The organism is Mesorhizobium sp. AA23 (assembly GCF_001672435.1).
In the GTDB taxonomy this organism is placed as follows: domain Bacteria; phylum Pseudomonadota; class Alphaproteobacteria; order Rhizobiales; family Rhizobiaceae; genus Mesorhizobium.
Genome location: NZ_LYTP01000006.1, coordinates 62,387 through 86,088, shown reverse-complemented (window position 1 = coordinate 86,088; position 23,702 = coordinate 62,387). Strand labels below are relative to the sequence as shown.

At 65.4% G+C, this 23,702-nt stretch carries 26 protein-coding genes; 12 read left to right on the top strand and 14 right to left on the bottom strand.

The window, feature by feature from the left end; translation table 11 throughout:
* Positions 1–22: 22 nt before the first annotated feature.
* From fabF to A9K66_RS07740, 3 genes are all read right to left on the bottom strand, one after another.
* Positions 23–1,297, bottom strand: coding sequence for a beta-ketoacyl-ACP synthase II (fabF, locus tag A9K66_RS07750; protein ID WP_067321876.1), 1,275 nt, complete (start codon positions 1,295–1,297; stop codon positions 23–25).
* 39 nt (positions 1,298–1,336) lie between these two features.
* The gene (locus A9K66_RS07745) at positions 1,337–1,915 is read right to left on the bottom strand and encodes a TetR/AcrR family transcriptional regulator (protein ID WP_067321874.1); all 579 of its coding nucleotides are present in this window, start codon (positions 1,913–1,915) and stop codon (positions 1,337–1,339) included.
* A 364-nt stretch (positions 1,916–2,279) separates the two neighbouring features.
* A complete protein-coding gene (locus A9K66_RS07740) occupies positions 2,280–3,011 on the bottom strand; it encodes a GntR family transcriptional regulator (RefSeq protein ID WP_067322033.1) in 732 nt (243 codons plus the stop codon).
* 187 nt (positions 3,012–3,198) lie between these two features.
* Between A9K66_RS07740 and A9K66_RS07735 the strand changes: the two genes are divergently transcribed.
* Together A9K66_RS07735 and A9K66_RS07730 are read left to right on the top strand one after the other, a co-directional pair.
* Positions 3,199–4,212: an SIS domain-containing protein gene (locus tag A9K66_RS07735; protein ID WP_067321871.1), complete on the top strand. Its 1,014-nt coding sequence runs from the start codon at positions 3,199–3,201 to the stop codon at positions 4,210–4,212.
* Between the two features lie 32 nt (positions 4,213–4,244).
* Complete coding sequence (locus A9K66_RS07730) at positions 4,245–5,060, top strand: PfkB family carbohydrate kinase (protein ID WP_067321863.1); 816 nt, start codon at positions 4,245–4,247, stop codon at positions 5,058–5,060.
* A 3-nt stretch (positions 5,061–5,063) separates the two neighbouring features.
* On the opposite strand, the gene A9K66_RS07725 is transcribed toward A9K66_RS07730, so the two are convergent.
* From A9K66_RS07725 to A9K66_RS07710, 4 genes are all read right to left on the bottom strand, one after another.
* Positions 5,064–6,035 (bottom strand): amino acid ABC transporter permease, encoded by a 972-nt coding sequence (locus A9K66_RS07725; protein WP_066993007.1) that lies wholly within the window; start codon positions 6,033–6,035, stop codon positions 5,064–5,066.
* An 18-nt stretch (positions 6,036–6,053) separates the two neighbouring features.
* Positions 6,054–7,334, bottom strand: a complete 1,281-nt coding sequence (locus A9K66_RS07720; RefSeq protein WP_067322030.1) for an FAD-binding oxidoreductase — start codon at positions 7,332–7,334, stop codon at positions 6,054–6,056.
* Between the two features lie 49 nt (positions 7,335–7,383).
* Positions 7,384–8,211, bottom strand: coding sequence for a transporter substrate-binding domain-containing protein (locus A9K66_RS07715; protein WP_067321861.1), 828 nt, complete (start codon positions 8,209–8,211; stop codon positions 7,384–7,386).
* Positions 8,212–8,358: 147 nt separating this feature from the next.
* Positions 8,359–9,252, bottom strand: a complete 894-nt coding sequence (locus A9K66_RS07710) for a LysR family transcriptional regulator (RefSeq protein WP_067321853.1) — start codon at positions 9,250–9,252, stop codon at positions 8,359–8,361.
* Positions 9,253–9,400: 148 nt separating this feature from the next.
* Here A9K66_RS07710 and A9K66_RS07705 point away from each other — a divergent pair, with 148 nt between their 5' ends.
* Genes A9K66_RS07705 through A9K66_RS07685 form a run of 5 tightly spaced genes read left to right on the top strand, consistent with a single transcriptional unit; the run spans position 9,401 to position 13,724 of the window.
* On the top strand, positions 9,401–10,591 hold the full coding sequence (locus A9K66_RS07705; RefSeq protein WP_067321852.1) for an MFS transporter: 1,191 nt from the start codon (positions 9,401–9,403) through the stop codon (positions 10,589–10,591).
* On the top strand, positions 10,588–11,058 hold the full coding sequence (locus tag A9K66_RS07700) for a cyclophilin-like fold protein (protein WP_067321849.1): 471 nt from the start codon (positions 10,588–10,590) through the stop codon (positions 11,056–11,058). The genes A9K66_RS07705 and A9K66_RS07700 overlap by 4 nt, the downstream gene beginning before the upstream one ends.
* A 19-nt stretch (positions 11,059–11,077) precedes the next feature.
* Positions 11,078–11,473: a cupin domain-containing protein gene (locus tag A9K66_RS07695; protein ID WP_067321846.1), complete on the top strand. Its 396-nt coding sequence runs from the start codon at positions 11,078–11,080 to the stop codon at positions 11,471–11,473.
* 28 nt (positions 11,474–11,501) lie between these two features.
* Entirely contained in the window at positions 11,502–12,518 is a 1,017-nt protein-coding gene (locus tag A9K66_RS07690) for a zinc-dependent alcohol dehydrogenase family protein (protein ID WP_067321844.1), read from the top strand.
* A 9-nt stretch (positions 12,519–12,527) separates the two neighbouring features.
* The gene (locus tag A9K66_RS07685) at positions 12,528–13,724 is read left to right on the top strand and encodes an arabinose transporter (protein ID WP_067321842.1); all 1,197 of its coding nucleotides are present in this window, start codon (positions 12,528–12,530) and stop codon (positions 13,722–13,724) included.
* Positions 13,725–13,785: 61 nt separating this feature from the next.
* Here A9K66_RS07685 and A9K66_RS07680 read toward each other — a convergent pair whose 3' ends face one another.
* The gene (locus A9K66_RS07680; RefSeq protein WP_156751033.1) at positions 13,786–14,310 is read right to left on the bottom strand and encodes a hypothetical protein; all 525 of its coding nucleotides are present in this window, start codon (positions 14,308–14,310) and stop codon (positions 13,786–13,788) included.
* A 220-nt stretch (positions 14,311–14,530) separates the two neighbouring features.
* Here A9K66_RS07680 and A9K66_RS07675 point away from each other — a divergent pair, with 220 nt between their 5' ends.
* On the top strand, positions 14,531–15,133 hold the full coding sequence (locus A9K66_RS07675) for a cupin (protein WP_067322027.1): 603 nt from the start codon (positions 14,531–14,533) through the stop codon (positions 15,131–15,133).
* Positions 15,134–15,229: 96 nt separating this feature from the next.
* Here the strand turns inward: A9K66_RS07675 and A9K66_RS07670 are convergent, their stop codons facing one another.
* Positions 15,230–15,589: a hypothetical protein gene (locus A9K66_RS07670; RefSeq protein ID WP_067321832.1), complete on the bottom strand. Its 360-nt coding sequence runs from the start codon at positions 15,587–15,589 to the stop codon at positions 15,230–15,232.
* Positions 15,590–15,738: 149 nt separating this feature from the next.
* Here A9K66_RS07670 and A9K66_RS07665 point away from each other — a divergent pair, with 149 nt between their 5' ends.
* Positions 15,739–16,029 carry a DUF982 domain-containing protein gene (locus tag A9K66_RS07665; RefSeq protein WP_067321830.1) on the top strand — a complete coding sequence of 97 codons (291 nt, stop codon included), beginning with the start codon at positions 15,739–15,741 and terminating at the stop codon, positions 16,027–16,029.
* Between the two features lie 18 nt (positions 16,030–16,047).
* Here A9K66_RS07665 and A9K66_RS07660 read toward each other — a convergent pair whose 3' ends face one another.
* The 4 genes from A9K66_RS07660 to A9K66_RS07645 all read right to left on the bottom strand — a co-directional run bounded on the left by A9K66_RS07660 (position 16,048) and on the right by A9K66_RS07645 (position 18,626).
* Positions 16,048–16,617 carry a DNA-3-methyladenine glycosylase gene (locus A9K66_RS07660; RefSeq protein ID WP_067321828.1) on the bottom strand — a complete coding sequence of 190 codons (570 nt, stop codon included), beginning with the start codon at positions 16,615–16,617 and terminating at the stop codon, positions 16,048–16,050.
* Complete coding sequence (locus tag A9K66_RS07655) at positions 16,607–16,972, bottom strand: hypothetical protein (RefSeq protein ID WP_067321825.1); 366 nt, start codon at positions 16,970–16,972, stop codon at positions 16,607–16,609. Before A9K66_RS07655 ends, A9K66_RS07660 begins: the two co-directional genes overlap by 11 nt.
* Positions 16,923–17,285, bottom strand: a complete 363-nt coding sequence (locus A9K66_RS07650) for a VanZ family protein (RefSeq protein ID WP_067321824.1) — start codon at positions 17,283–17,285, stop codon at positions 16,923–16,925. Before A9K66_RS07650 ends, A9K66_RS07655 begins: the two co-directional genes overlap by 50 nt.
* Before the next feature lie 192 nt (positions 17,286–17,477).
* Positions 17,478–18,626 carry an amidohydrolase gene (locus A9K66_RS07645; protein WP_067322025.1) on the bottom strand — a complete coding sequence of 383 codons (1,149 nt, stop codon included), beginning with the start codon at positions 18,624–18,626 and terminating at the stop codon, positions 17,478–17,480.
* Positions 18,627–18,820: 194 nt separating this feature from the next.
* On the opposite strand from A9K66_RS07645, the gene A9K66_RS07640 reads away from it, so the two are divergent.
* On the top strand, positions 18,821–19,726 hold the full coding sequence (locus A9K66_RS07640) for an alpha/beta hydrolase (RefSeq protein ID WP_067321809.1): 906 nt from the start codon (positions 18,821–18,823) through the stop codon (positions 19,724–19,726).
* A gap of 177 nt (positions 19,727–19,903) precedes the next feature.
* Here A9K66_RS07640 and A9K66_RS07635 read toward each other — a convergent pair whose 3' ends face one another.
* Positions 19,904–20,620, bottom strand: coding sequence for a class I SAM-dependent methyltransferase (locus A9K66_RS07635; RefSeq protein WP_067321804.1), 717 nt, complete (start codon positions 20,618–20,620; stop codon positions 19,904–19,906).
* 175 nt (positions 20,621–20,795) lie between these two features.
* Between A9K66_RS07635 and A9K66_RS07630 the strand changes: the two genes are divergently transcribed.
* Positions 20,796–22,286, top strand: coding sequence for a winged helix-turn-helix domain-containing protein (locus A9K66_RS07630; RefSeq protein WP_164750424.1), 1,491 nt, complete (start codon positions 20,796–20,798; stop codon positions 22,284–22,286).
* Positions 22,287–22,374: 88 nt separating this feature from the next.
* The gene (locus A9K66_RS07625) at positions 22,375–23,694 is read left to right on the top strand and encodes an aspartate aminotransferase family protein (protein ID WP_067321794.1); all 1,320 of its coding nucleotides are present in this window, start codon (positions 22,375–22,377) and stop codon (positions 23,692–23,694) included.
* Positions 23,695–23,702 lie beyond the last annotated feature (8 nt).

Below are 23,702 nucleotides of genomic sequence, written 5' to 3'. Positions count from 1 at the left end.
AGCCAGGGAGCGGCTCGACCGTTCATGCCTGTCCGTCCCAGCGCCGGAACAGCGCGCTGGCGTTCACACCTCCGAAGCCAAAACCATTGGAGATCGCGTAGTCCATTTCCATTGGCCGGGCTTGGTTCGCGACGAAGTCTATGCCGTCGCCGGCCGGATCGGGCGCGCCCAGATTGAGGGTTGGCGGCGCCACCTGGTCCCTGAGCGCCAATATCGTGAAGATCGCGCCGAGCCCGCCGGCAGCGCCGAGCAGGTGTCCGGTCGCCGACTTGGTCCCGCTGACGGCGATCGAGAAATCCGCGCCGAACACCCTTTTGATCGCTTCGATTTCTCCCAGGTCGCCCACCGGCGTGGAGGTCGCATGCGCATTGAGGTGGCGGATCTCGCGTGGCGAGATGCCGGCCTGGGCAATCGCGATCTCCATGGCGCGTCGCGCGCCATCGCCGTCCTCGGGGCCGGAAGTGACATGATGGGCATCCGCCGTGGTGCCGTAGCCGACGACCTCGGCGAGCGGTTTCGAGCCGCGAGCCAGCGCATGGCTCAATTCCTCGATGACCAGGATGCCGGCGCCTTCGCCCATGACGAACCCGTCCCGCGACAGGTCGAACGGACGAGAGGCCTGATCGGGACGGTGATTAAAGGAGGTCGAAAGCGAGCGTGCCGCTGCGAAGCCCCCCAAGCTGACGGTGTTCATGCATGCCTCGGTGCCGCCGCACAAAGCGACATCGGCCTCATTGGCGCGGATGATGCGGGCCGCATCGCCGATCGCCTGGATGCCGGCGGCGCATGCGGTTACCGGTGCGCCGATGTGGCCTTTGAAGCCGTAGCGGATCGAGACGTGGCCAGCCGCGAGGTTCACCAGGAAAGATGGCACCGTGAACGGCGAAAGGCGCCGAACGCCGCGCTGGTCGACGGTCCGGACAGCCTCGGTGATGGCGGGAAAACCTCCGACACCTGAAGCGATGATCGTCACCGTGCGAAGCCGATCCTTTTCCAAGGCCGGTTTCCATCTCGCCTGGGCAAGCGCCTCTTCTGCTGCGGCCAGCGCGAACAGGATGAAGCGGTCGACCTTACGCTGATCCTTCGGAGTCAGGAAAGCGTTCGGATCGAGGCCGGCTTCGGGATCTTCTTCCAGGGAGGGAACCACGCCGCCGATCTTCGCCGGCAAATCTTCCACCACGTCGTCCGCGAGCCTGCGGATACCAGAGCGGCCGGCCAGGAGACGCGACCAGGACGTCTCGACATCCGCCGCAAGCGGCGTGACCGCGCCCATGCCCGTTACAACGATCCGTCGCATCCATTCTCCTATCAATCCCGGTCGTCAGTCCGGCGCCGTTCAAGCCCTGACCGCGTCGCGAACCTGTTCGGTGGCCGCATCCAGAAAGGCCCGAGCGAGGTCGGGGTCATTGACGACGCGCGACAATGTCAGCGCGCCGACCATCGTCGAAAGAATGGCCATGGCCTTGCTGTTGGGCTCGTCTACGTCGGTCGCGGCGATCAAACGGCCGATGATTTCGAGATACTGCTTGATGCCGGCTTCGAACGACCCTTTCACCTCGGCCCGCTGCCTGGCGGCATCCGAGCCGAGCGCCGCGACCGGGCAGCCGTCCATCCTTTGCTCGCGATGGCCCATGCTGAGGTAAAATGCCATCACCGCCCCAAGCGGATCGCTGGGATTGGCTGCGGTCGCTGTCGCCCATCGGGCAGCCGTACTCTCCACCGCCCGTCTGGAAGCCTGTGCGACCAAGTCCTCCTTCGACGCGAACTGCTTGTAGAAGGCGCCTTGGGTCAGCCCGGCACCCTTCATCAGATCCTTGAGGCCGATGCCGTCGAACCCATGTTCCCGAAAAAGGCGGCTGGCCACGTCGATCACGGTCTGCCGGTTCTTCTCAGCCTGAATGCGGCTCACGCGCATGATCGGCCTCCATATTTAGATGGCGTACGAAATCTATATGCCATTTAGAGACTGAGCGCAATCTATTTAGGATCCGGGATAGGCGGCTCGTCGGGGGCTCAGGTTTGCTGCAGGCCAAATGCGCCCCGCCGACCGGGATTCCGTGAGCTTCTCGTTGCCGGGCCACCGCGAACAGCTCTACGCGTTGTCGAGATCCGGTGGGGAGGTGATCCACCGGGGCCGACAAGCATCTGCGCGCCAACACGCTGCCGGGCTAACCGCCACGCAGCGTGCAACTGCCGGCACCAGAGGATCTGTTCGAAGGCTGTGCGGCAGCGTCCCGGCGAACACCGCCGTCGCCGGCCCGAATCGCCGGCGTTGGGCGTCACCGCCTTGCGAAGCTGAAGGCGAAATGGCTGCCGCGATGATAGACAGCGGCATAGACGACCGGTGTCCCGGTCGCATCGAAACAGGTTTCCGTAATGAGCAGCGCCGGCCCGAAATCGCGCAGGTCGTTGCGTTGCACGATTTCGTCCGGCAGCGTCACGGCTGAAACCGAGGCGGCCGACATACGCGGCTGATGGCGGTTTTTCTCCAACAGCGCGAGCAGCGAACCACTCCATTCGATGTCGAAAAGGCGGCCGGGCAAAAGGCCGCGCGGCACGTAATCCAGCGAGTAGATCAGGGGCACGTCGTTGTGCAGCCGCAGCCGTTCAAGCCTTATGACGCGCTCTCCGTCGGCCAGCCGCAATTGCTGCTGGATCACCGGATCGGGCGTTTCCTCGGCGATCGACAGAACCTTGTTGATGGTGTCGTAGCCATAATGACGCGACATGTCGGTCACGCTTTCGAACATGGTGATCGGCCGGTCGACCTGCACGGCAGAGTTCGCCGTGACAAAGCGGCCGAGGCCGTGGGTGACGGAAATGGCGCCGTCCTGTTCGAGAAGTTTCAGCGCTTCGCGCAGGGCAGGGCGCGAGATGCGGAAGCGCTGCGTCAACTGCGACTCGGTCGGCAGCCGGTCGCCGGGCTTGAGCCCCTCGCTTCTGATCAGGTCGGCAAGGCGGTCGCGGAGCTGGACCGCCAGTGTGCGCGCATCGCGAAGCGGCTCGTCCAAGTCCTTTATCCCCATTGTGCCAACTCTCCTTTTGTTGTCGGACAATCGCGGCTAGGTCAAGCGGGGCATGTCGTGGCGCCTGACTTTGCTGCATACGCAAATGGACCGAAGCCGGTCCGCAAAATTTCTCTTGAAATGCGCTCATTGAGATGTCAGTTGTCTTACAACAGAAGCGATCGAGGGAACGATGCTCAATTTCGACGAAGCCCGGTTTGTACGCATTCAATCGGGGGCGGTGGCTCTGCGGGAGCGCATCGAAACCGCCGTTGCGCAATGTCTCGCCGGCGGGGCTCAAAACATCTTCTTCCTCGGCACCGGCGGCGCGGCGATTCTGATGCATCCGGCCGCGCAATTGCTGCAGCGCCGGTCCGGCTTTCCCGCCTTCGTCGATATCACTGCCGAGCTGCAGCTTGCCCAATCCGTGCACCTGACCGAGAAGTCGATCGTCGTGCTGCCTTCGCTCTCGGGCACCACCAAGGAAAGCGTGGCGCTGCTGGCTAGGATCAAGGAGATCGGAGCGACGGTGATCGCGCTGGTCGGGCATGAGGAGACGCCGCTCGGCGCGGGCGGGGACCACGTCTTCGTCAACTTCGCTGAGGACGACACCTCCTGCGAGTCCTTCTACCTCCAGTCGCTGTTCATCGCGCTTTCGGTGCTGAAGCATCGCGGCGAGCTCGCCGAATCCGAACGAATTTTCGCCGAGCTGGCGCAGTTGCCGCGATTGCTGCTGGAGGTGAAGCGGAGCTATGAAAAGCAAGCCGCCGACTTCGCCCGAAAACTGGCCGCCTCCGACTATCACATCATAACCGGCGCCGGGAACGTCTGGCCGCAGGCTTGGTATTACGGCATGTGCATCCTGGAAGAGATGCAATGGATCCGGACCCGTCCGGTGCATGCCTCCGATTTTTTCCACGGCACGCTGGAGCTGGTGGAAAAAGACGTGAGCGTTGTTCTCTTCAAGGGCGAGGACAGCGCCCGGCCGCTGGCCGAGCGGGTCGAGAACTTCGCAGCTATCTACACGGACAAGACGACGGTGCTCGATACGGCCGCCTTCGAACTGCCCGGCATTTCTGCGGACGTGCGGGCGCTGGTTTCGCCGGTCGTGCTGGCCACCGCCCTCGAACGCGTCAGCGCTCATCTCGAGGTGATCCGCAACCACCCGCTGTCGACGCGCCGCTACTACAAACGCGTAGCCTATTGAGCGCCTGCCTTTAGCGGCGTAGCAGAGGGGATATGACGGCTCAATTTCGATTTGCCGCCGTCGGCGACAATTGCACTGACCGCCTCGGCTTGCCGATCGGGCGCTCGCTGGTCGGCGGCAACGCGCTCAACGTCGCCGTCCAGCTCGCCCGGCTTGGCAATAGGAGCTTCTATTTCGGTGCCGTCGGCCGCGACGCCGAAGGCGAGCGCACCCGCGCCGAGCTCGAAGCCAATCGGGTCGTGGTCGACCACCTGCGAGTCGGCGACCGCAACACCGCCTGGACCGACATCAAAGTGTTGCCGTCCGGTGAGCGGCTGATCGCCGCCGAGGATTTCGGCGCCTGCGCCGGATACGCGCCGCACGAGGCCGAACTTGCGATCCTGGAGGCGATGGATCACGTCCATATCGGCTGGCTGGATGACGGCGGCGCCTTGCGCAGGCGCCTGTCGCGGGCAGGCGTCAGCGTCTCGCAGGACATTTCGGTCAACGCCGATCCGGCCAATCTCGGCGTCGAGGGCCTGAGCGTAGCCTTCTGCTCGACCGGCGAACCCTATGGTGCCGCGGCGGCGATGGCGGCGGATCTTCTGTCGCGCGGCGCAGGCTGCGCCGTCGTCATGCGCGGTGCCGAGGGGTCGATGGCGTTCACTGCCCGCGAGCGCGCCGAGACCGGCATCCGTCCGGTCGAGGTCGTCGACACGACCGGCGCCGGCGACAGTTTCATTGCCGGCTTTCTCCACGCCTGGCTGGCCAAAAAGCCGCTGTTGCAATGTCTCGAAAGCGGCCGCGATCGCGCCGCGCTGACCTGCTGCCATCTCGGCGGCTTCCCCCAGGAGGGAATGCCGCACTGAAGTTCAGCGCTTCAGCGAGCGCCCGAAGCGTTCCTCGATGCGAGACTGCAGGAATTCGAGCCCGATCGACAGCAGCCAGTAGATCATCGAGGCGGTGATCAGCATCTCGATGTGCCGGAACTCGGTCTGGCCCTGCGTGCGCGCCAGATACATGATCTCCCATACGCCGACCACCGAAATCAGCGAGGAATCCTTCAGCATCGCGATGAACTGGTTGCCGGTCGGGGGCACGATAACGCGCATCGCTTGCGGCAGGATCACCAGGAACATCGTCTGGTTGGGGCTGAGGCCAAGCGCGGTGGCGCCCTCCGTCTGGCCGCGCGGAATGCTTTCGATGCCGGCCCGGAAAATTTCGGTCATGTAGGCGCCGTAGCAAAGCGACAGCGCCATGATGCCGGCGGGCACGGCCCCGATCACGTAGCCGACCTGTGGCAGGCCGAGATAGATGATGTAGATCTGCATCAGCAACGGCAGCCCGCGGAACAGCGAAGTGTAGAACGTTGCCAGGCCATAGACGACGCCGTTCTTGGAGAGCTTGGCTATGGCGCCGATGAAGGCGATGACCGTGGCGATGGCGATCGAAATGGCGGAGATGTAGAGCGTCGTCACCACGCCCTGCGAGACGAGGAAGCCGATCTTCCTGGCAATGAAAGAGAACGACAGGTCGAAGGAATAGAAGAACAGCATCAGCAGCACGAACAGCTCGATCCACACCGCCACGATCTGCTGTTTGCGCCCGAGTTGCTGCAGGGCTTTCCAGTTGGCCGCCGCGATCAGCGCGATCAGCACCGCCGAAACGCCTCGCGCTGCCGCGGGATTGGCGGCAAGCCATTCGAGGGAGCTCGGAACCAGCTTGCCGATCCAGTCGGCTTTGATGCCAAGCCCGTAGAGGCCTGCAGCGAACGCGGCGAGCGCCAGGCACATGCCGATGCGACGCGCGGCGTCCGGATAATTGAGCAGCAGTCTGCCGATCACCTGTCGATCTCCCTGTGGTCAGCGGGGGCGTTCGCGCCACCAATCCTGCGCCTGTAGCTTCCAATAGGTGAGTTGCGCCGCGGCAAGCCCGACCGGCCCGCCCGCCCAGGTCAGTCCGAACCGTTCGAACAGCCGGTAACGGTCCGACTGGCCGAGTATCGCCTCGGCCACTACCTTGCCGGCCATGGCGGTGGTGTTGATGCCATGGCCGCCAAACGCCGTGAGATACCAGACGCCTGGCTGCAGCTGTCCGATCTGGGGCATCAGGTGCCGGGCGTAGGCCATCAGCCCCGACCAGGCGAGTTCGGTCTTGAGCGCAGCGAGCTGAGGATAGGTTCCGACCATCTCCCGGCGCAATTCCCAGGCCAGCGCCGCCGGCGAAGCGGCCCGCGTGGTGATGCGCCCACCCCAGAGCAGCCGCCCCCCGTCTTCCACGACCCGGTAGTAGTCGCCGGCGCGGCGGCTATCGCCTATGCCGTCGGTCGTCGCGATGGCGCTGGCGATGAGCTCCGGGGCCTCCTCGCTCAGCATCACATAGGTCGCAATCGGCAACATGGCCCGCCTCAACTGGCCGAGCAGCCGTCCTGTGTAGCCGCCGGTGGCGAACACCGCCCGCCGCGCGCGTACTTCGCCGTTTGCTGTGCGCATGGTCTTTTGCGGGCCGTCGAGTCTCGCCTCGACGGCGCTCGACGCCTCGTGGATCCTGCCGCCCAGCCGCTCGATCTCCTCGGCGACGGAGCGCAGATAGTTGAGCGGATGCATGTGGAAGGCGTTGGCGTCGCGCAGGCCCTGATAGTAGCGCTCGGACTGCAGCACCGCGCGCACCTGGTCACGCTCGAGATATTCGAGCGGATAGTCGAAATCCCGCGCCAGCCGTTCGGCGTGGGCCTTCAGTTCGGCGCCGCCGTCATGGCGAAGCACGCCGATAATTCCGGGGCGAGGCTTTGCCGTCTTGATGTCGAGATCCTTGATCGTCTGCCGCACGAATTCGACGCCTTCGATCGACAATCGGTGCAGCTTCTGTGCTGCCGCGGCGCCGACCATCGCGGCGATATTGTCGCTGCCGGTGGCGAAGCCGGGGCTGACGAAGCCGCCGTTGCGGCCCGAGGCGCCGAAGCCGACGCGCTCGGCTTCGAGCAGGACGACCTCGCGCCCGGCGCGCGCCAGCTGCAGCGCCGTCGTCAGACCGGCCAGTCCGCCGCCGACAATGACCGTGTCGCATTCGGCCAGACCCGCCAATGGTGGTCGGACCTTCTCGTCGGCAAGCGTGCGGCGATAGTAAGTGTCGGGATAGGTCATGATGAATCGCATGAGAGCGGGCGGCCTTGAAAGCCGCCCGCGAAGAACATCAGTCGGTGCTGTAGTTCTTGCCGTACCATTTGGTGGTCAGCGTGGCGAGCGTGCCGTCCTTTTTCATCTCGTCGATGATGCCGCCGACCTTGGTGGTCCACTCGGCGTCACCCCTGTCCGCGATCACCACCAGCGGCTCGCGGAAGGCGTAGTCGCCCTCAAGAATGCGCAGCGGATACCCGTTCTTGATGGCGTTCTGGGCGGTCTGCTCGGGCGCGATGACTGCATCGAGCCGCACGCCGTCCCCAAGTCTCAAATCGTCGAATGGCAGCATGGAATCGGCAAAGGTCCGGATCTCGCCGGGTTGCAGCTTGTATTCGACTGGCGGAAGGCCGGGAGCGTCGATCTCCAGCTGACGGCGGATGAAATCTTCCGAAGTCGTGGCGGTTTCGACACCGATCACCTTGCCGTTCAGGTCGATCACGGACTTCGCCTTGCTGTCCTTGTGGACCACATAAACATAAGGGCTGTAATAATAGATGCCGGCGAAATCGATCACCTTGGCCCGGGCCTTGGTCGGCGTCACCGAGCCGACGCCGAGGTCGTAGCGGCCCTGCCAGTGGCCGCCGGTCATTGTGGCCCAGTCGGGCGTCTCGAAGCTGACCTCCACGCCCAGACGCTTGGCGATCGCTTTCGAGACGTCGATATCAAAACCCACCAACTGGTTGCTTTCGTCGAGAAAGCTCTGCGGCGGCCAGCCGCTGTTGGTCGCGACCACCATGGCCTTCTTGGATGTGACGCGATCCAGGGTTTCTCCCGCTCGCGCTGCCGACACGAATGCGAGCGCGCCGGCAGCCAGCGCGAAACAAGCGATCAATCTCCTCACGAAACCTCCCTCTCGTATGTAAGATGTCTGACAACACAATTGTCCGGAAGGGGCAGGGCGAGTCAAGCATCTTTTGTCGGGCATTGCCGAGTTCAGCCTGCAATGAGCGTCCACTGCTCGGCGCTCTTGCCGCCCCCGGCCCCAGGCTCAACTCCGATGCCGAAGCGCCTCGACGACGACTGCCATCGCCGGAGAAAGTTGCCGCCGGCTCGGATAATAGAGGTGATAGCCCGGAAAGGGCAGGCTCCAATCGTCGAGCACGAGCGTCAGCCGCCCCTCCGCGATGTGGCGGCTGACGAGGTTTTCCGGGACATAAGCGATGCCGTAGCCGCTTAGCGCCGCATCGATCATCGGCAGGGTCGAGTTGAAGGTCAGCTGGCCATCGACCCGGACCCGAAGCTCGCGGCCCTTCTTCTCGAACTCCCAGGCATAGAGCCCGCCAAACGTCGCCTGCCGCAGGCCGATGCAGTCATGCCCGACCAGATCCTGCGGTGTCCTCGGGACTGGGCGGCGGGAAAAATAATCCGGCGAGGCGATGGCCACCAGCCGCCAGTCGGGGCCGATCCGCACCGCGATCATGTCCCGGTCGACGCTCTCGCCAAGCCGCACGCCGGCGTCGAAGCGCTCCTCCACGATGTTGCGCATGCCGTTGTCGCTGTAGAGCTCGACGCGCAAGTCGGGATAGTCGCAGAGCATCGGCTCGAGCTTCGGCCAGACCGTCGTCTCCAGCGCATGGTCGGACAGCGTGATGCGTACCGTGCCAGCGGGCTTGTCCCGGAAGGCGACCAGACCCGCGAGATCGGCCTCGATCTCCTCGAAGCGTGGGGCGAGCGACTGGTAGAGCCGCTCGCCGGCTTCCGTCGGCGCCACGCTTCGCGTCGTGCGCGTAAGCAGGCGAACGCCGAGGCGGGCTTCCAGCTGCTTGATGGTGTGGCTGAGCGTCGACTGTGACGTGCCGAGTTCCGCCGCTGCCCTGGTGAAGCTGCGCTCCCGGGCGACAGCCAGGAACCACAGCAAATCTTTCATGTCGCCGCGCTGCATGGAGAACCTCCTGGTCGATTTATATCACAGGTCGATAAGTCCATACGGATTATCTGCTCTAATCGAATTGGTTGCACTGCAATATCTTCCGGGCAGGTCGCGGCGGCCGTGGCCGATTCCGGCGCCCCGCTTGCAAGGATGCCCCCGAATGGAAACCACTTACGACACAAGGCTTGTCGAAGACCGCGCCATGCGGGGCGCGGTGCTCTCGATGGCGCTTTGCGTTTCGGTGCTCATCGCCTCGGAGTTCATGCCGGTCAGCCTGCTGTCGCCGATCGCGACCGATCTCGGTATCACCGAGGGTCGGGCGGGCCAGGCGATCTCGATTTCGGGCATTTTCGCTGTCGTGACCAGCCTGCTGGTCGCCGGCCTGACGCGCCGCATCGATCGCAGGCTGGTAGTCACCGGCTTCACTGTGCTTCTCATCGCGTCCGGGCTTGCCGTCACCTTCGCCTCCAACTACGCGTTCCTGATGGCCGGCCGCGCGCTGCTCGGCATGGCGATCGGCGGCTTCTGGTCGATGTCGACCGCGATCGTCATGCGCCTCGTCCCCGAGGAGCAGGTCCCTAAGGGCCTCGCCATGCTGAACGCCGGCAACGCCGTCGCGGCCACCATTGCCGCGCCGCTGGGCAGCCTGCTTGGGGCCTATGCCGGTTGGCGCGGCGCGTTCTTCCTGGTCGTGCCGCTCGGGTTCCTGGCGCTCGTCTGGCAGTGGCTCAGTCTGCCACCGCTCCCGCCGCGCCGGCGAAAGCGGCCGGGCAACAGCCTAGCTCTTCTCGGCCGTCCTCCGGTCGCCATCGGCATGGCATCGGTCATGATGCTGTTCATGGGCCAGTTCGCGCTCTTCACCTATCTGCGTCCCTTCCTCGAAAGGGTCACCCAGGTCGACGTCGCGACGCTTTCGGCGATCCTGCTGGTCATGGGGCTCGCGGGCGTCGGCGGCACCTGGTGCATCGGCCGGCTGCTGCGCGCGCGTCTGTTCAGCATCCTGATCGTCATTCCGCTGGTCATGGCCGTGCTTGCGCTCGCGCTCATCGCCCTCGGCGCAATACCCCTTCCCACGGCCCTGCTGCTTTTCGTCTGGGGTTTCTTCGGCACGGCCGCGCCCGTCGGCTGGGGCACCTGGCTCAGCCGCACGCTGCCTGAAGACGCGGAGGCCGGCGGCGGGTTGCAGGTGGCCGTCATCCAGCTTGCCATTACCGGCGGCGCTGCGATCGGCGGCACGCTTTTCGACACGGTCGGCTGGTGGGGAGCCTTTGCCTTCGGCGCGGCGCTGCTTTGCGGAGCGGCGCTCGCCGCGTTCGCCGCATCGCGCATGGGCGGGAGGGCCGTGCCATGACGACCGGCCATCCCAAGCTCAGTCGCCGCGCATTGCTCGGCGCCGCGCTCGCATCAACGCTCCTGCCGCGGCGCGCCCGCAGCCAGCAGGGCAGGGGCCCGGCCAGCCAGGAACCCGCCGACATGAAGATCAGAATGACATTCGATGGCCGAACCATGACGGCCACGCTCTACGACAATCCTTCGGCACGCGATTTCTTTTCCATGCTGCCGCTCGATCTCACGATCGACGACTACGCGCGTAACGAGAAGATCGCCTATCTGCCGCGCAAGCTGACCGAAGAGGGCAGCGGCCCGTTCGGCAACGAGCAGCCCTATGACCTCTGCTACTTCGTGCCCTGGGGCAATCTGGCGATGTTCTACGCCGACTACCGCCATCCCGGGCTGATCAGGCTCGGCCGCTTCGACGAGGGCGAAGAGGCCCTGCACATACGCGGCGAGTTCCCGCTGCGCATCGAACGCGTGTGAGAACGCAAAGGAGATCACCATGGACATTCTTCGCGCTGGCACGAGGCCGTCCGGCAAGGGGCCTTCCGACTGGTTCACCGGCACGGTCCGGATCGATCCGCTCTTCAATCCCTTCGATGCCGCCCGGGTGCAGGGTGCGCAGGTCACCTTCGAGCCCGGCGCCCGCACCGCCTGGCATACGCATCCGCTGGGGCAGACGCTGATCGTCGTCTCCGGCCGTGGCCGCGTGCAGCGCGAGGGCGGGCCGCTCGAGGAGGTCCGCCCCGGCGACGTCGTCTGGTTCGCGCCCGGCGAGAAGCATTGGCACGGCGCGTCTCCCGAGACGGCCATGACCCACATTGCCCTCCAGGAGGTCAAGGACGGCAAGGTCGTGGACTGGCTGGAACATGTCAGCGACGCCGACTACCGCGCCTGATCACCGATCGAACGAAAAGGAAAGCAAAATGCTCGCAACTGTTCTTCATAAGCCCGGCGATATCCGCTGCGAGGAAATCGAGGACCCGAAGATCCTTCGCCCGACGGACGCCATCATCAAGCTCTCGGCGAGCTGCATCTGCGGCTCGGACCTGTGGCCGTATCGTGGGCTGCAGCCGATCGATCGCCCGATGCATATGGGCCACGAATATTGCGGCATCGTCGTCGATGTCGGCGCGGAGGTGCGCAACGTGCGCCCCGGCCAGTTCGTCGTCGGCTCCTTCTGCCTCTCCGACAACACCTGCCCGCATTGCCGCTTCGGCTTCCAGTCTTCCTGCGTGCAACGCGAGTTCATGTCGGGCGCGCAGGCGCCTTATGCCCGCGTGCCGCTGGCCGACGGCACCCTGGTGGCGACTTCCGAGGTTCCGCCGGCCGACCTGGTGCCTGACCTGTTGGCCGTCTCGGATGTGCTCGGCACCGGCTGGTATGCGGCGGATGCGGCCGAGGTGCGCCAAGGATCGACCGTTGTCGTCGTCGGCGACGGCGCCGTCGGCCTGATGGGCGTGCTCGCGGCGAGCGAGATGGGCGCGCAGCGCATCATCGCCATGAGCCGGCACGAGAGCCGCCAGAAACTCGCGCGCGAATTCGGCGCGACCGACATCGTGGCCGAGCGCGGCGAGGAAGGCATCGCCCGCATCAAGGAACTGACCGCGGGCGTCGGCGCGGACTCGGTGCTGGAATGCGTCGGTACGGCCGAATCCTTCGACCAGGCGCTGGCCTGCTCGCGCCCCGGCGGCACCATCGGCTATGTCGGCGTGCCGCATGGCGTGAGCTTCGACAGCCAGAAACTGTTCTTCGGCCAGAAGCGCATGCTCGGCGGCCCGGCGCCGGTGCGCCGCTTCCTGCCCGACCTGATGGAGCGCGTGCTCAAGGGCAGGATCAAGCCCGGCAAGGTTTTCGACCTCAAGCTGCCGCTGACTGAGGTCGCCGAGGGCTACCGCGCCATGGACGAGCGGCGCGCGGTCAAGGTCATGCTCGAGGTCTAGGCGCCGGCGATGGTCGCGACGGGCACTGCAGCCGATGAAAGCCGGACGATGGCGAGATTGCTGCCGATCATGGCGGCGGTCTTTGCCGGCTTCCTGCTCATCGGCCTGGCGTTGCCCGTCCTGCCGCTGCACCTGCATGACAGGCTCGGCTTCGGCCCGTTCGCCGTCGGGCTGGTGACGGGCAGCCAGTTCCTCGCCTCGCTGCTGTCGCGCATTGGTGCCGGAAACTATGCCGATCTGCGTGGCGGCAAGCGCGCCGTCGTGGTCGGCCTTGTCGCCGCCGCGCTGGCCGGGCTTATCTATCTCGGCTCGCTGGCCTTGCTCGCTCAGCCGACCGCGTCCGCGACGGTGCTCTTCGTCGGCAGGGCGGTGCTGGGCGCCGCCGAGAGCTTCATCATCACCGGCGGCGTCGCCTGGGGCCTGGCGCTTGCCGGCGGACAGAACTCCGGCAAGGTCATCGCCTGGATCGGTATGGCAATGTTCGCGGCGCTGGCGCTCGGCGCGCCGATCGGGTCCGCGCTCTATGAAGCCGGGGGCTTCGCCGCGATCGCTCTTGCCACAATGGTCCTGCCCCTTGCAACACTGCTCGCCACTCTACCGATGCGCGGCGTCAAGGCCGCCGGCAGCGCCGCGCCGCAGTCCTGGACGAGCGTCGCGCAAGCGGTCTGGCTTCCGGGCGTCGGAGCAGCCCTCAGCAGCCTCGGCTATGGCGCGATCCTGTCCTTCGCAGCACTGCTCTTTGCCGAGCGCGGCTGGCATCCGGTGTGGCTTCCCTTCACCGCCTATGCGGCATCGCTGATCGCGGCAAGGCTGTGCTTCGGCCACCTGCCGGACAGGCTCGGCGGCGCCCGCGTCGCCGCCATCTTCGTGGTGGTCGAGGCGGCGGGCCTACTATCGATCTGGCTGGCGCCGGGGCCGCTCGTCGCGGTAATCGGAGCGGGCCTGACCGGGCTCGGCTACTCGCTGGTCTATCCGGGCCTCGGCACCGAGGCGGTCGCCCATCTCCCCGGGGGCAGCCGCGGCCTTGCCATGGGGCTCTACACCGTCTTTCTCGACGTGGCGCTCGGCTTCGGCAGCCCGGCGCTCGGCCTGATCGCCGCGTCCGCCGGGCTGCGGTTCGTCTTCCTCGCCGCCGCCGCGGCGGCACTTCCGGCTTTGGCCATCGCGCTCTTGCTTCGCCGCAGGTCAGCCCGGGCAAGGATGTAACGGAAAGCGCGCCGCCGCTAAGCCGTCTCTGCAGGTCGTCGGATCGGCTCTTCGGTCAGCCTCAGTGCCGGGGCACTTCGGCCCACAACCGGGCGGCAAAGCCGCGCTTGTCGAGCACCCAGGTCTCGCCGGTCACCACCGCCTTGCCGTCCAGACATTTGTAGGAATAGAGCGCGTCGTGACCGGTCGCGAAGGCTGGCACGACGTCGGCATTCGGGTTGGTCCTGCAGAATTCGTCCGCGCCGGGATTGTCGCGCGCGGCGTTCATTTTGGCGCAGGGCAGGTTTGCCCCGACGAAGCAGGCCAGCACCTTGCCGTTCATGCAGCGGTAGTTGGCCTGCGCCTGCAGTTCCGATTCCGCCGGCGCGCCCTTGGCGTCCGGAAAGAGCTTCCTGAACGCCTTGACCGTGCCGCCGTAGAGCTCGTGCGAGTAGGCGCGGATCGTATCGTCGTTCTTCACCTGGCGGCACAGTCGATGGAGATTTTGGCCCTTCGCCGCGCTGCCTGAAGCGAGGACCGGGAAGGCGGATGCCGCAAGCAGCACCGAAGCGAAAACGCCGATGGTCGAAAGGCAAAATGCACGCATTTTGAACTCCTCGGGAAGGGCGCGCGGCCATTGGCGGCGTGAGGCATGGGATGCCGGCAACCTCCCGCAGCTTGACCGCTGCGATGCCGGGAAGCAATGGGGGTCGCTCGTGCCGCGAGCGGGCGTCGCCAACCTCTGGAACCAAGGCTGTCCCCACGGGTTGAGTTCGGTCGGCCGAGGTCGCAAGGCGTTGCAAGCGGCACTTATGGAGGGCCCGGCTTTGAGCATTGTCGAGAGCATCAAGAAAGCAGCCGAGAAGCTGACCGGGATCGCAAGACCGGCCACGTCCAGGCTCGCGGATCTGGTTAGGCAGAGGAAAGCCAATGCCTTCCGCTTCAAGGACGACGGCCTTGTTCCGAACCATCCGTCGTGGCCGCTGATCGTTTACCGCGGCGCCGTGACGTTGCCGGACGATCTCGATCCGGCAGCCGTCTTCGAGGAGCTATTCAAGGCGAATGGCTGGGGCGACAGCTGGCGCAACGGCATCTACGACTATGTCCACTACCACTCGCGCATCCATGAGGTGCTGGGCATTGCGCGCGGCGAGGCCAAGGTGCGCTTCGGCGGCGACAAGGGCCGCGCGCTCACGGTCAAGGCCGGCGACGTCGCGGTCCTGCCGGCCGGCACCGGTCACCAGCGGCTCTCGGCTTCCGCCGATTTCCTCGTCGTCGGCGCCTATCCGCCCTCCGGCACCTATGACGAATGCACCAAGCCCGAGCAGCACGCGGAAGCGCTACGCATGATCCCGAAGGTGAGCCGGCCGCGCAAGGACCCGGTCTATGGCCGCGACGGACCATTGCTGAAGGCGTGGGGCGAACGCTGAATGCAAGCATCTCGCCATCAAGCGAGGCCATCCCCACCTGCGCCTTCAACAAGAAACAGCGGCCGCCGATTCGAAGTCGCAGCGGCGCGCTTTCGCCTACGGATATTGCGTCTTCGTCGGCGCGTAGGTTGCCGGATCGAAATCCAGCTCCTTCGGCAGCGGCTGGCTGGAGCATTGCAGGTGCACCTGGCGGGCAAGAAGCCGTCGCTGTTGCTGCTCATGCTCCTTCACCGCCGCCACCATCCCCATGCTGTACGGGCCGAGCAGCACGCCAAAACCCCAGCCGGGATGCTCCTTTTCGCGCACGTCGTAGTCCGAGGCCGCAATGCGGGCCTGCTGGCATTCCGGCGAGGCCCATTTCGGGTCCTGCTGCGACAGCTTCGCTCCGTAGTCGACCGGAGAGGTCACGCATCCAGCCAGCGCCGCGCTCAGCGCAAGGATCATTGCGATTCGCATCCGCAAGCCTTTCCTAATGTGCGGGCGAGAAAACACACACGGAGGCTTCGGGCAAGCATCCGTCGACGGGAACCAAAATCGCTTTCGAGCTGCAACCGGCCTGCGGGACGCGCGTTGTCGAAGCAGCTTACCTCATGGAGCCCACACCAATGCCCGCCAAGCGTTTCTCTCAGCCCGTCGCAATCTTCGTCGGGCTCGGCTTTCCGCGCGAGATAAACACCGTCTTCGAGGCCTATCAGTTTCTCGACGAATGGACGGGCAGCCGCAGCCCGACCTACGCAACGACCATCGCGCTGTGCCGGGCGGCGGTCGCGGGTGAACAGGATGCCGAAGCCGCACGCGTCGCCTTCGAAGCGTTCGCGAGGTCGCGCGGCATTCTCGCTGCCGAAGCGATGGAACTGGCCGCGGCGCGTGCCGCGCAGGAATGGATGGCGGCGTGATCGATCGCTATCGATCTGTCAAAACTTCCGGCTGACATAAGGCGATCCGCCGAGGCCGAACCGCCACTGCGCCTGCACGCCCTTCGTGATGCCGATCCTGCGTCCGCTCAAAATAGCGGCCGCGTTGGTTTCCGAGGCGGAAAACTCGAAGGGCGGGGCGATGAGCGACAGGCCGTTATGCGAGCCGTCGACGCCCAGCGCCTGGCAGAGCTTGCCCGGGCCGGAGCAGAGCAGCCTGTCATCGTCGGTTCCCCGCCTGTCGCGCATGGCGGCGATGCCGGACTGCGGCTGGATCGCGCGGATCAGCACCGCGCTGCCCGGCAGGCACACCGCATTCAGGCACCAATGCAAGCCGTAGGAGCGATAGACATAGGCCGTGCCGGGGGCGCCATACATCGGCGCGTTGCGCGGCGTGCGGCCGCGATAGCTGTGCGAGGCCGGATCGTCGGGGCGATAGGCCTCGGTCTCGACAATGATGCCGCCGACGCCGGCGAGGCCGAGCCGCGCGCCGATCAAGGCGCGCGCCACCGTGACGGCTTCGCGCGCGAAGAAATTGTGGTGCTGGTCGGCGTGAGTGCTAGGCGGCATGGCGGTCAACGCTCGTCAGATAGGCCATAATCATCCTGCGGCACTGGCCCATCGCGCGTTCGCCGGCGACGCTGGCCGGGTGCCGTTCGATGGCGCGGTGGACCACGTTCTCCAGGAGCGTCTCGATGAGCGCCGCCGCATCGCCCAGATCGAGGTCGGGCGCGCTCTCGCGCCGGTGCCGCGCCAGCTGGTTTTTGATGATCCGGTCGCCGACCTCGCGGACCTTTTCCGCGCGATAGCGCCGCGCCAGCGAAGAACCCCAAGCGGGTTCCGCGCGGCTATTGCCTGCGCTGCCGTGCCGGGATTCAAATCCTCGGACCTGCCGAACGATCGACGGCCCTGCTCGCGACGGCAAACACAATCCGCGCCAAGGCAATCCCAATGAGCCCGGCCGCCGCTTTCACGAGCGCATCCTGGAGCCGGGCATGCCGGCCGGGATCGACCGCCTGCAGCAATTCCAATAGGCCGGCCGCGGCGCAGACAAACAGCATTGCGTGCATCAGGCGGGCGCGGAATCCGAAGGCCAAGGCAAGGCCGAACAGGGCATAGGCCAGTGCGCGTTCCATGTTCGCCTCACCGAGATGCGGGCGCATTTGGACGGGTGAGAGGGTGGCAAACGTGATGGCCGCCAGCAGCACGAGGGCGGTAAGACGGGAGATCGAGGTCATTCCCCGCTCATACAAGCGGCAAGCCGGCATAACAATACAGGGCGCTACGCGGCACACGCAAACCGCCAGCGAAAGCTGTCCGGCCGGCCCTGCGCACCGTCTCAGTTCAGCGTTTCATGGAAAAGGTGAACTGCCCTGTCTCTCTGGACCGACGCAATTCCGGCCGGAGAATGCGCCTCCTTTCCAGCCCGCTCACCCCAGCAGATTGCGCGCCGCGCGCATGAAGATCTTCGAACCGATCGGGATCAGGTCGTCCGGGAAATCGTAGTCGGGATTGTGCAGCGCCGGGTAGCGCTCGCCGGCTCCGAGGAAGAACATCGCCGACTTGGCGCTGTGGCCGAAGATGCCGAAATCCTCCGAGGCGCGCATCGGCAAGGCTTCCTCGCCGCGCGACACGCCTTCCTCGTCCAGCGCGCGCTCGAGATGCTGCACCGCGTCCGGCGCGTTGACGCTGGCCACGAAAATCTCGTGGTAGTCGTGGCGGACGGAAAGGCCGTGTTGGGCGGCGATTCTTGCCGCCAGCGCCTCCGCCGCTGCAACCAACTCCGCCATGCGCTCGTCGCGGCGGGTGCGCAGGGTCGCCCACACCTCGGCGTAGCCGGGCGCAATGCCGAACACCGCTTCGCCCATCGAGCAATGGGTGACCGTGACCATAGCGAAATCGTCGTCGGCAAAGGTGCCGCGCCCGAGCGCCGGCAATTGAGGCATCAGCTCACTGACCGCCAGCATCGGCGAGCTGCCGGTCTCGGGCATGGAGGAATGCGCGGTCTTGCCTTCGAGCACGATCCGCATGCCGCGCGAGGCGCAGTTCACCACGCCGGGTTTGAGCCGCACTTCGCCGAACGGCACGCCCGGCAGATTGTGCAGCGAGAAGGCGAAGTCAGGCTGGATCTCGGAAAAGCGCGGATCGGCGACGACGCCCGCCGCGCCATTGCCGGTCTCTTCCGCCGGCTGGAACATCAGCACCACGCGGCCGCACGCCGGCCTCTGGCGCCCGAACTGGCGGCCGAGCGCAGCCAGGATCGCTGTGTGCCCGTCATGGCCGCACATATGCGACTTGCCCGGCACCTGCGAGGCATGCGCGACGCCCGAAAGCTCGTGGATCGGCAGCGCGTCGAGCTCGGAGCGAAACAGCACCGTCGGCCCGGCTTGCCCGCTGTCATAGACCGCCGCCACCCCATGGCCGCCGAGCCCGGTCAGCACCTTGTCCGGCCCGGTATCGGCGAGGAAGTCGACGACCTCCTTCGCCGTCTTCTCCTCTTCGTTGGAGATTTCCGGCTGCCGATGCAGCTTGCGCCGCCATTCCGTCAGCTCGACCAGGTCTCGGTTGGTCAGGGTCACGTTCGTCTCCGCGTGGTTTGCAGCTAACACAAACACAATAGGGTTCTGCTCGCGCCGTGCCATGCCGATCAATTCAAATAGTCCATGGGCGAATTCGCTGACGCAGCTTGACACATCCAGCGACTATCCCAACGATTTCCGTTGCCAAAGCTCAAAGCGCTACTAGTCGCGGCGCGCTTGGTCGGGGCGTAGAAATGAGCGGTGCGGGCGAAAACCTCGATCTAAAGGAAATCAACGCAATTCGCGCCTTGCTGGCGTCGAAGCCGCGGCCGGTGGGCTGGGACGAACGCCGGGCGCGGCTCGATGAGGTCGGCTCGTCCTCGCCGGTCGCGGCCGATATCCGATGCGAGGCGGTGACCTTCAACGACCTCGCGTCCGAGTGGTCCTTGGCGCCCGGGTCCGACACGGACAAGGTGCTGCTCTTCTTCCATGGTGGCGGTTACTGCTCCGGCTCGATCACAAGCCATCGTCGAATGGTGACAGAGGCCGGCCGGGCAATGAGAATGCGCACGCTTGCGGTCGGCTATCGGCGCGCGCCGGAACATCCCTTTCCCGCGCAGCACGAAGACGCGCTCGCGGCGTGGCGCTTCCTCGCCGAGCAAGGGATCGCGCCGGATCGCATCGTTGTCGGCGGAGACAGTGCCGGCGGCAATCTCAGCCTGTCACTGGTCGGCCGGTTGCGCGCGGCGGGCGAGCGGTTGCCGGGCTGCCTTTGGCTGGTCTCGCCCTGGACGGATCTTTCGATGTCCGGCACGACATTGTCAGCCAAGGACGCGATCGACCCCATCATCCACCGGGCCTATCTGGAGGAACTGGCGGGCGCCTATGTTCCCCATGGTGTGGATCGGCGCGATCCGCTGATCTCGCCCTTGTTTGCCGATCTGACCGGATTTCCTCCAATGCTGATCCAGGTCGGTTCCGCCGAGACGCTGCTGTCGGACGCGACGCGGCTCGCCGAGGCCGCCGGCATGGCGGACGTCGAGGCACGCCTCGAAATCTGGCCGCATATGATCCATGCCTGGCCGGTCTGGAATGCGCAATTGAGCGCCGGACGGCGCGCGCTTCTGAGCGCGGGCAGCTTTGCCCGCGAATTTGTGTAGCCACCGGCGGCCAGGCAGGATTGGCATGTTCCCGACCTGACCGCTTTGATGCCGCGCCTGGCAGCTCGATGTCCCGCCCACTCGCGCCCTGCATTTCGACCATTCAGGTAGAGCTTTGGTTCGCGTGTGAGTTCGCCGAGCCCGGCTCGTCGACGCGAAGTTGTCGGCCGCGAGCCGCTAAGCCTTGAAGCTGAACAACCGGAATAGGTTCGAAGGACTCCTGTAGTGCTCACGCACCTCGCGGAAGCCGGCCCGCCGGCCAAGATTCCGCCAGGAAGACGCCGTCTCAGGGTAATCCATGCTATGCACGTGGGTGGCGAGCAGCAGCCATTCGAGGCTGCTGAGCGCTGAAAAATCTTTGCGCTGCCGTTCCCATCGTCTCATCCAGCCGGCCCGGCTCTCCCACATTTTGCATGTGTTCTCGTAGACCAGAAGTGTCCCGGATGGGCCGACAAGGCGCCGCAGCTGGTGCATGACCTCGAGTTTTTTGTCGAAGCGTAAATGGTGCAAGGACAGGCCGATCCAGGCGAAGTCGACAGGCTCCTCCGAGGCGGTCAGCCACTCTACGAATTCCCCGCGCCGCAGTTCGGCGGCGCATGACAGACCGGCGACATTGGCGGTTGCCTCATCGAGCGCTGTCCGCGACAGGTCGATGCCGACATAGCGACCGACGGGCAAGCCCTCCAAGGCAGCCGCACTGAACGAGGCGTCTCCGCAGGCAAGGTCCAGGAAAGAGAAACCAGGGCGTTGGTTTTGCAGCAACTGGCGAAGCACCGCATAAGCTTCACGGTGAAACAGGTAGTTGTTGTCCAGAACCTTGCGGTAGATGCCCCACATTTCTTGGAACAGGGCAGAGGGGGGCACGGCAACTTCGATCTTGGTGGCGGCGGTCATGGGATCGCTCCTCTCGGTCAGGAGCAATCAAGGTGAAATGCGGGCCGCTAAATGTAGCGAACCGAGGTGCTAAAACTTCCGAAAACTTCCAAAAAACGCCTCATTGCATTAGCGTGAGCTGATGGAGGAGCGGCGCTACAGTTTTGGTCCTTTCTTGCTCGATGCGGGAGCGGGAATGCTTTACCGACGCGGAGTGCCGATTTCGGTAGGCTACCGGGCCATGCTGCTTCTGGAGCGCCTGCTGCGCTCGGCCGGAGTCGTGGTCGGTAAGGACGAACTGCTCGATGCAGCCTGGAACGGACTGGCGGTCGAGGAGGGCAACCTGTCGGTGCAGATCGCCGCCTTGCGCAAGGTCCTGGGCGAGGGACCCGACGCCTCGCATTCGATCCTGTCGGTCGCGCGCGTGGGCTACCGGCTGACCGGCGAGGTGCGGCTTGACGCAAGCGATACGCGAAACGGTGCAGCCGAATCGGACGAAGGGCCGTCCATCGCGGTGACCCGTTTTCGCCTGATCGGCGACGATCCCGAAAAGTCCTACTTTGCCGACGGCCTGTCGGAGGACATCATCACCGGCCTGTCGCGGTTGCGAGGTCTGCATGTGCGTGACCGGAGTTCTTCCTTTGCCTATGACCCGCAGCACATCGAGCTCGATCGCCTGCGCCGCGAGTTGAAAGTCCGCTACGTCCTGCAGGGCAGCGTGCGCCAGTCCGGGCAGGCCCTGAGGATCACGGCGACGCTGAGCGATGCCAGCGCGGGTACGCAGGTGTGGGCGGAACGCTTCGATGTCGAGAGCGGCGATTTCCTGGCGTTGCAAGACCAGATCACCCACAAGGTTATGGCTTCGATCGAGCCCCAGCTTTACGAAGCCGAGCGTCTGCGCCTGCATAGCCGTCCCGCCGAGAGGCTCGACGCCTGGGGCTTTGTGATGAAGGCCATGCCCCATGTCTGGACGTGGGGATCCGAGAAAGACCTCGACATGGCCGAGGGTCTGCTCGTCAAGGCGCTTGAGATCGATCCCGATTATGCCCGCGCCAACAGCCTTCTTGCCTGGACGACCGGCGCGCGGGCAGCGCTTGGCCTGACGCCGAAACCCCGTGAGCTGTTGGCCTCCGCTTTGACGAGGGCACAAGCGGCGGTCGTGCGCGATCAGGACGATCCCTGGGCGCATCTTTCGGCCGGCTATGTTCACATGGTGTCGCGAAATTTTCGCTCGGCGGTAGACGAATTGCTGGAGGCGATCGAACGCAATCCTGGGCTCTCGCTCGCGCACTGCATTCTGGGTTCCACCTATGGCTATGGCGACATGGCGGAGGATGGCTTGCATCACCTGGCGATTGCCGCGCGGCTCAGCCCGCGGGATTTCATTCAGGCGGCGATCTTTTCCACCATGGGTATCTGCCACTTCACCGCGGGACGGTTCGATGTGGCGGCCGATCTGGAGCGCCGGGCCGTTCAGCTTCGGCCGGCTTTCGGCACCGCTTGGCGGACTTATGCGGCGACGGCTGCCCTTGCCGGCGATGTCGCCACCGCCGCCGCGGCGTTGAAGGAGGCCCTGCGGCTACAGCCGAACCTCTCGGTGGCCTGGGTCGACGAGCACCACCCCATCGTCAGGCCCGAAAAGCGCGCTCTCTACATCAGCGGACTTCGCATGGCGGGGTTGGCCTAGCTTTGGCTTCAATTGGGTCTTGGTGGTCACGTCGCAGGCCTCGCCTGGCCGATTGCGCACTGCGCCAACAAAGCCATACGATCGAACCATGCCGCACTATCCAGACGCAATGCCCCTGTCGAAGACCCTGTTCGAACGTGCCAGGAAGGTGATGCCGGGCGGGAACACGCGCACCACGGTCTTTGTCGATCCGTTTCCGATCTATGCCTCGCGAGGCGAGGGGTGCAGGGTCTGGGATGTGGACGGCAACGTCTATTACGACTGCATCAACAATTTCACCTCGATGATCCATGGCTACACGCAACCGGATGTGGCCGCCGCGGTGATCGACCAGCTGCCGTTCGGCACGGCCTTCGGTGCGCCGACGGTCAGCGAGATCGAGCTTGCCGAGCTGCTGGTCGAGCGCTTGCCCTCGGTCGACCGGATCCGCTTCGCCAACTCCGGGACCGAGGGGGTGATGATGGCCATCAAGGCCGCGCGCGCCTTCACCGGACGGCCCAAAATCGTCAAGATCGAGGGCGCCTATCACGGCTCCTACGACTTCGCCGAAGTCAGCCTTGACAGTACTCCCGCCAATTGGGGAGACATGCCGAATTCCACGCCCTATGCGAGGGGCACGCCGCGCGGGGTGCTGGACGATGTGATCGCCGTGCCGTTCAACGACAGCGAAGCGCTGCGCGCGGTCTTCGCCGCTGAGCGCGATACCATTGCCGGCGTGCTGATCGATCCCATACCGAACCGCGCCGGCCTCATTCCGGCGCGGCAGGATTACCTGCACGCCATGGTCGAGATCGCCCATGCGGCGGGTGCCCTGGTCATCTTCGACGAAGTGATTTCCGTCCGCCTCGGCTATTCGGGCGCGCAGGGGCTGTGGGGCATCGAGCCCGACCTGACGGCGCTGGGCAAGATCATCGGCGGAGGCTTTCCCGTGGGTGCCGTCGGCGGCCGGGCCGACATCATGGCGGTGTTCGATCCGACCCAGGGCAAGCCCGCTTTGCCGCATGGCGGCACCTTCACCGCCAATCCGGTGACGATGCGCGCCGGGCTGGCCGCGATGCGGGCGCTGACCAGGGAAAGCTTTGCCCACCTCGATCGCCTCGGCGCTTTGTTGAGCGACGGCATCGCCGCCTCATTGGGCAAGCATGGTCTTGCCGGCCAATGCGTCGGCCTGGGCTCGCTCTTCAAGGTCCATTTCACGTCGCATCCCGTCACGGATTACCGCTCCGTCTATCCCGGCCAGGCCGAACGCAGGAAGCTCGATGCCTTCCACAAGGGCTTGCTTGGCCGCGGCGTCTTGTCGGCCAGCTATGGCCTGTTCGCGCTGTCGACACCGATGACCGAGGCGGACGCCCGCGCCATTCTGCAGGCGATCGACGAGACCCTGGGCGAGATCGCTCGCCAGTCCTGAGACAGGCC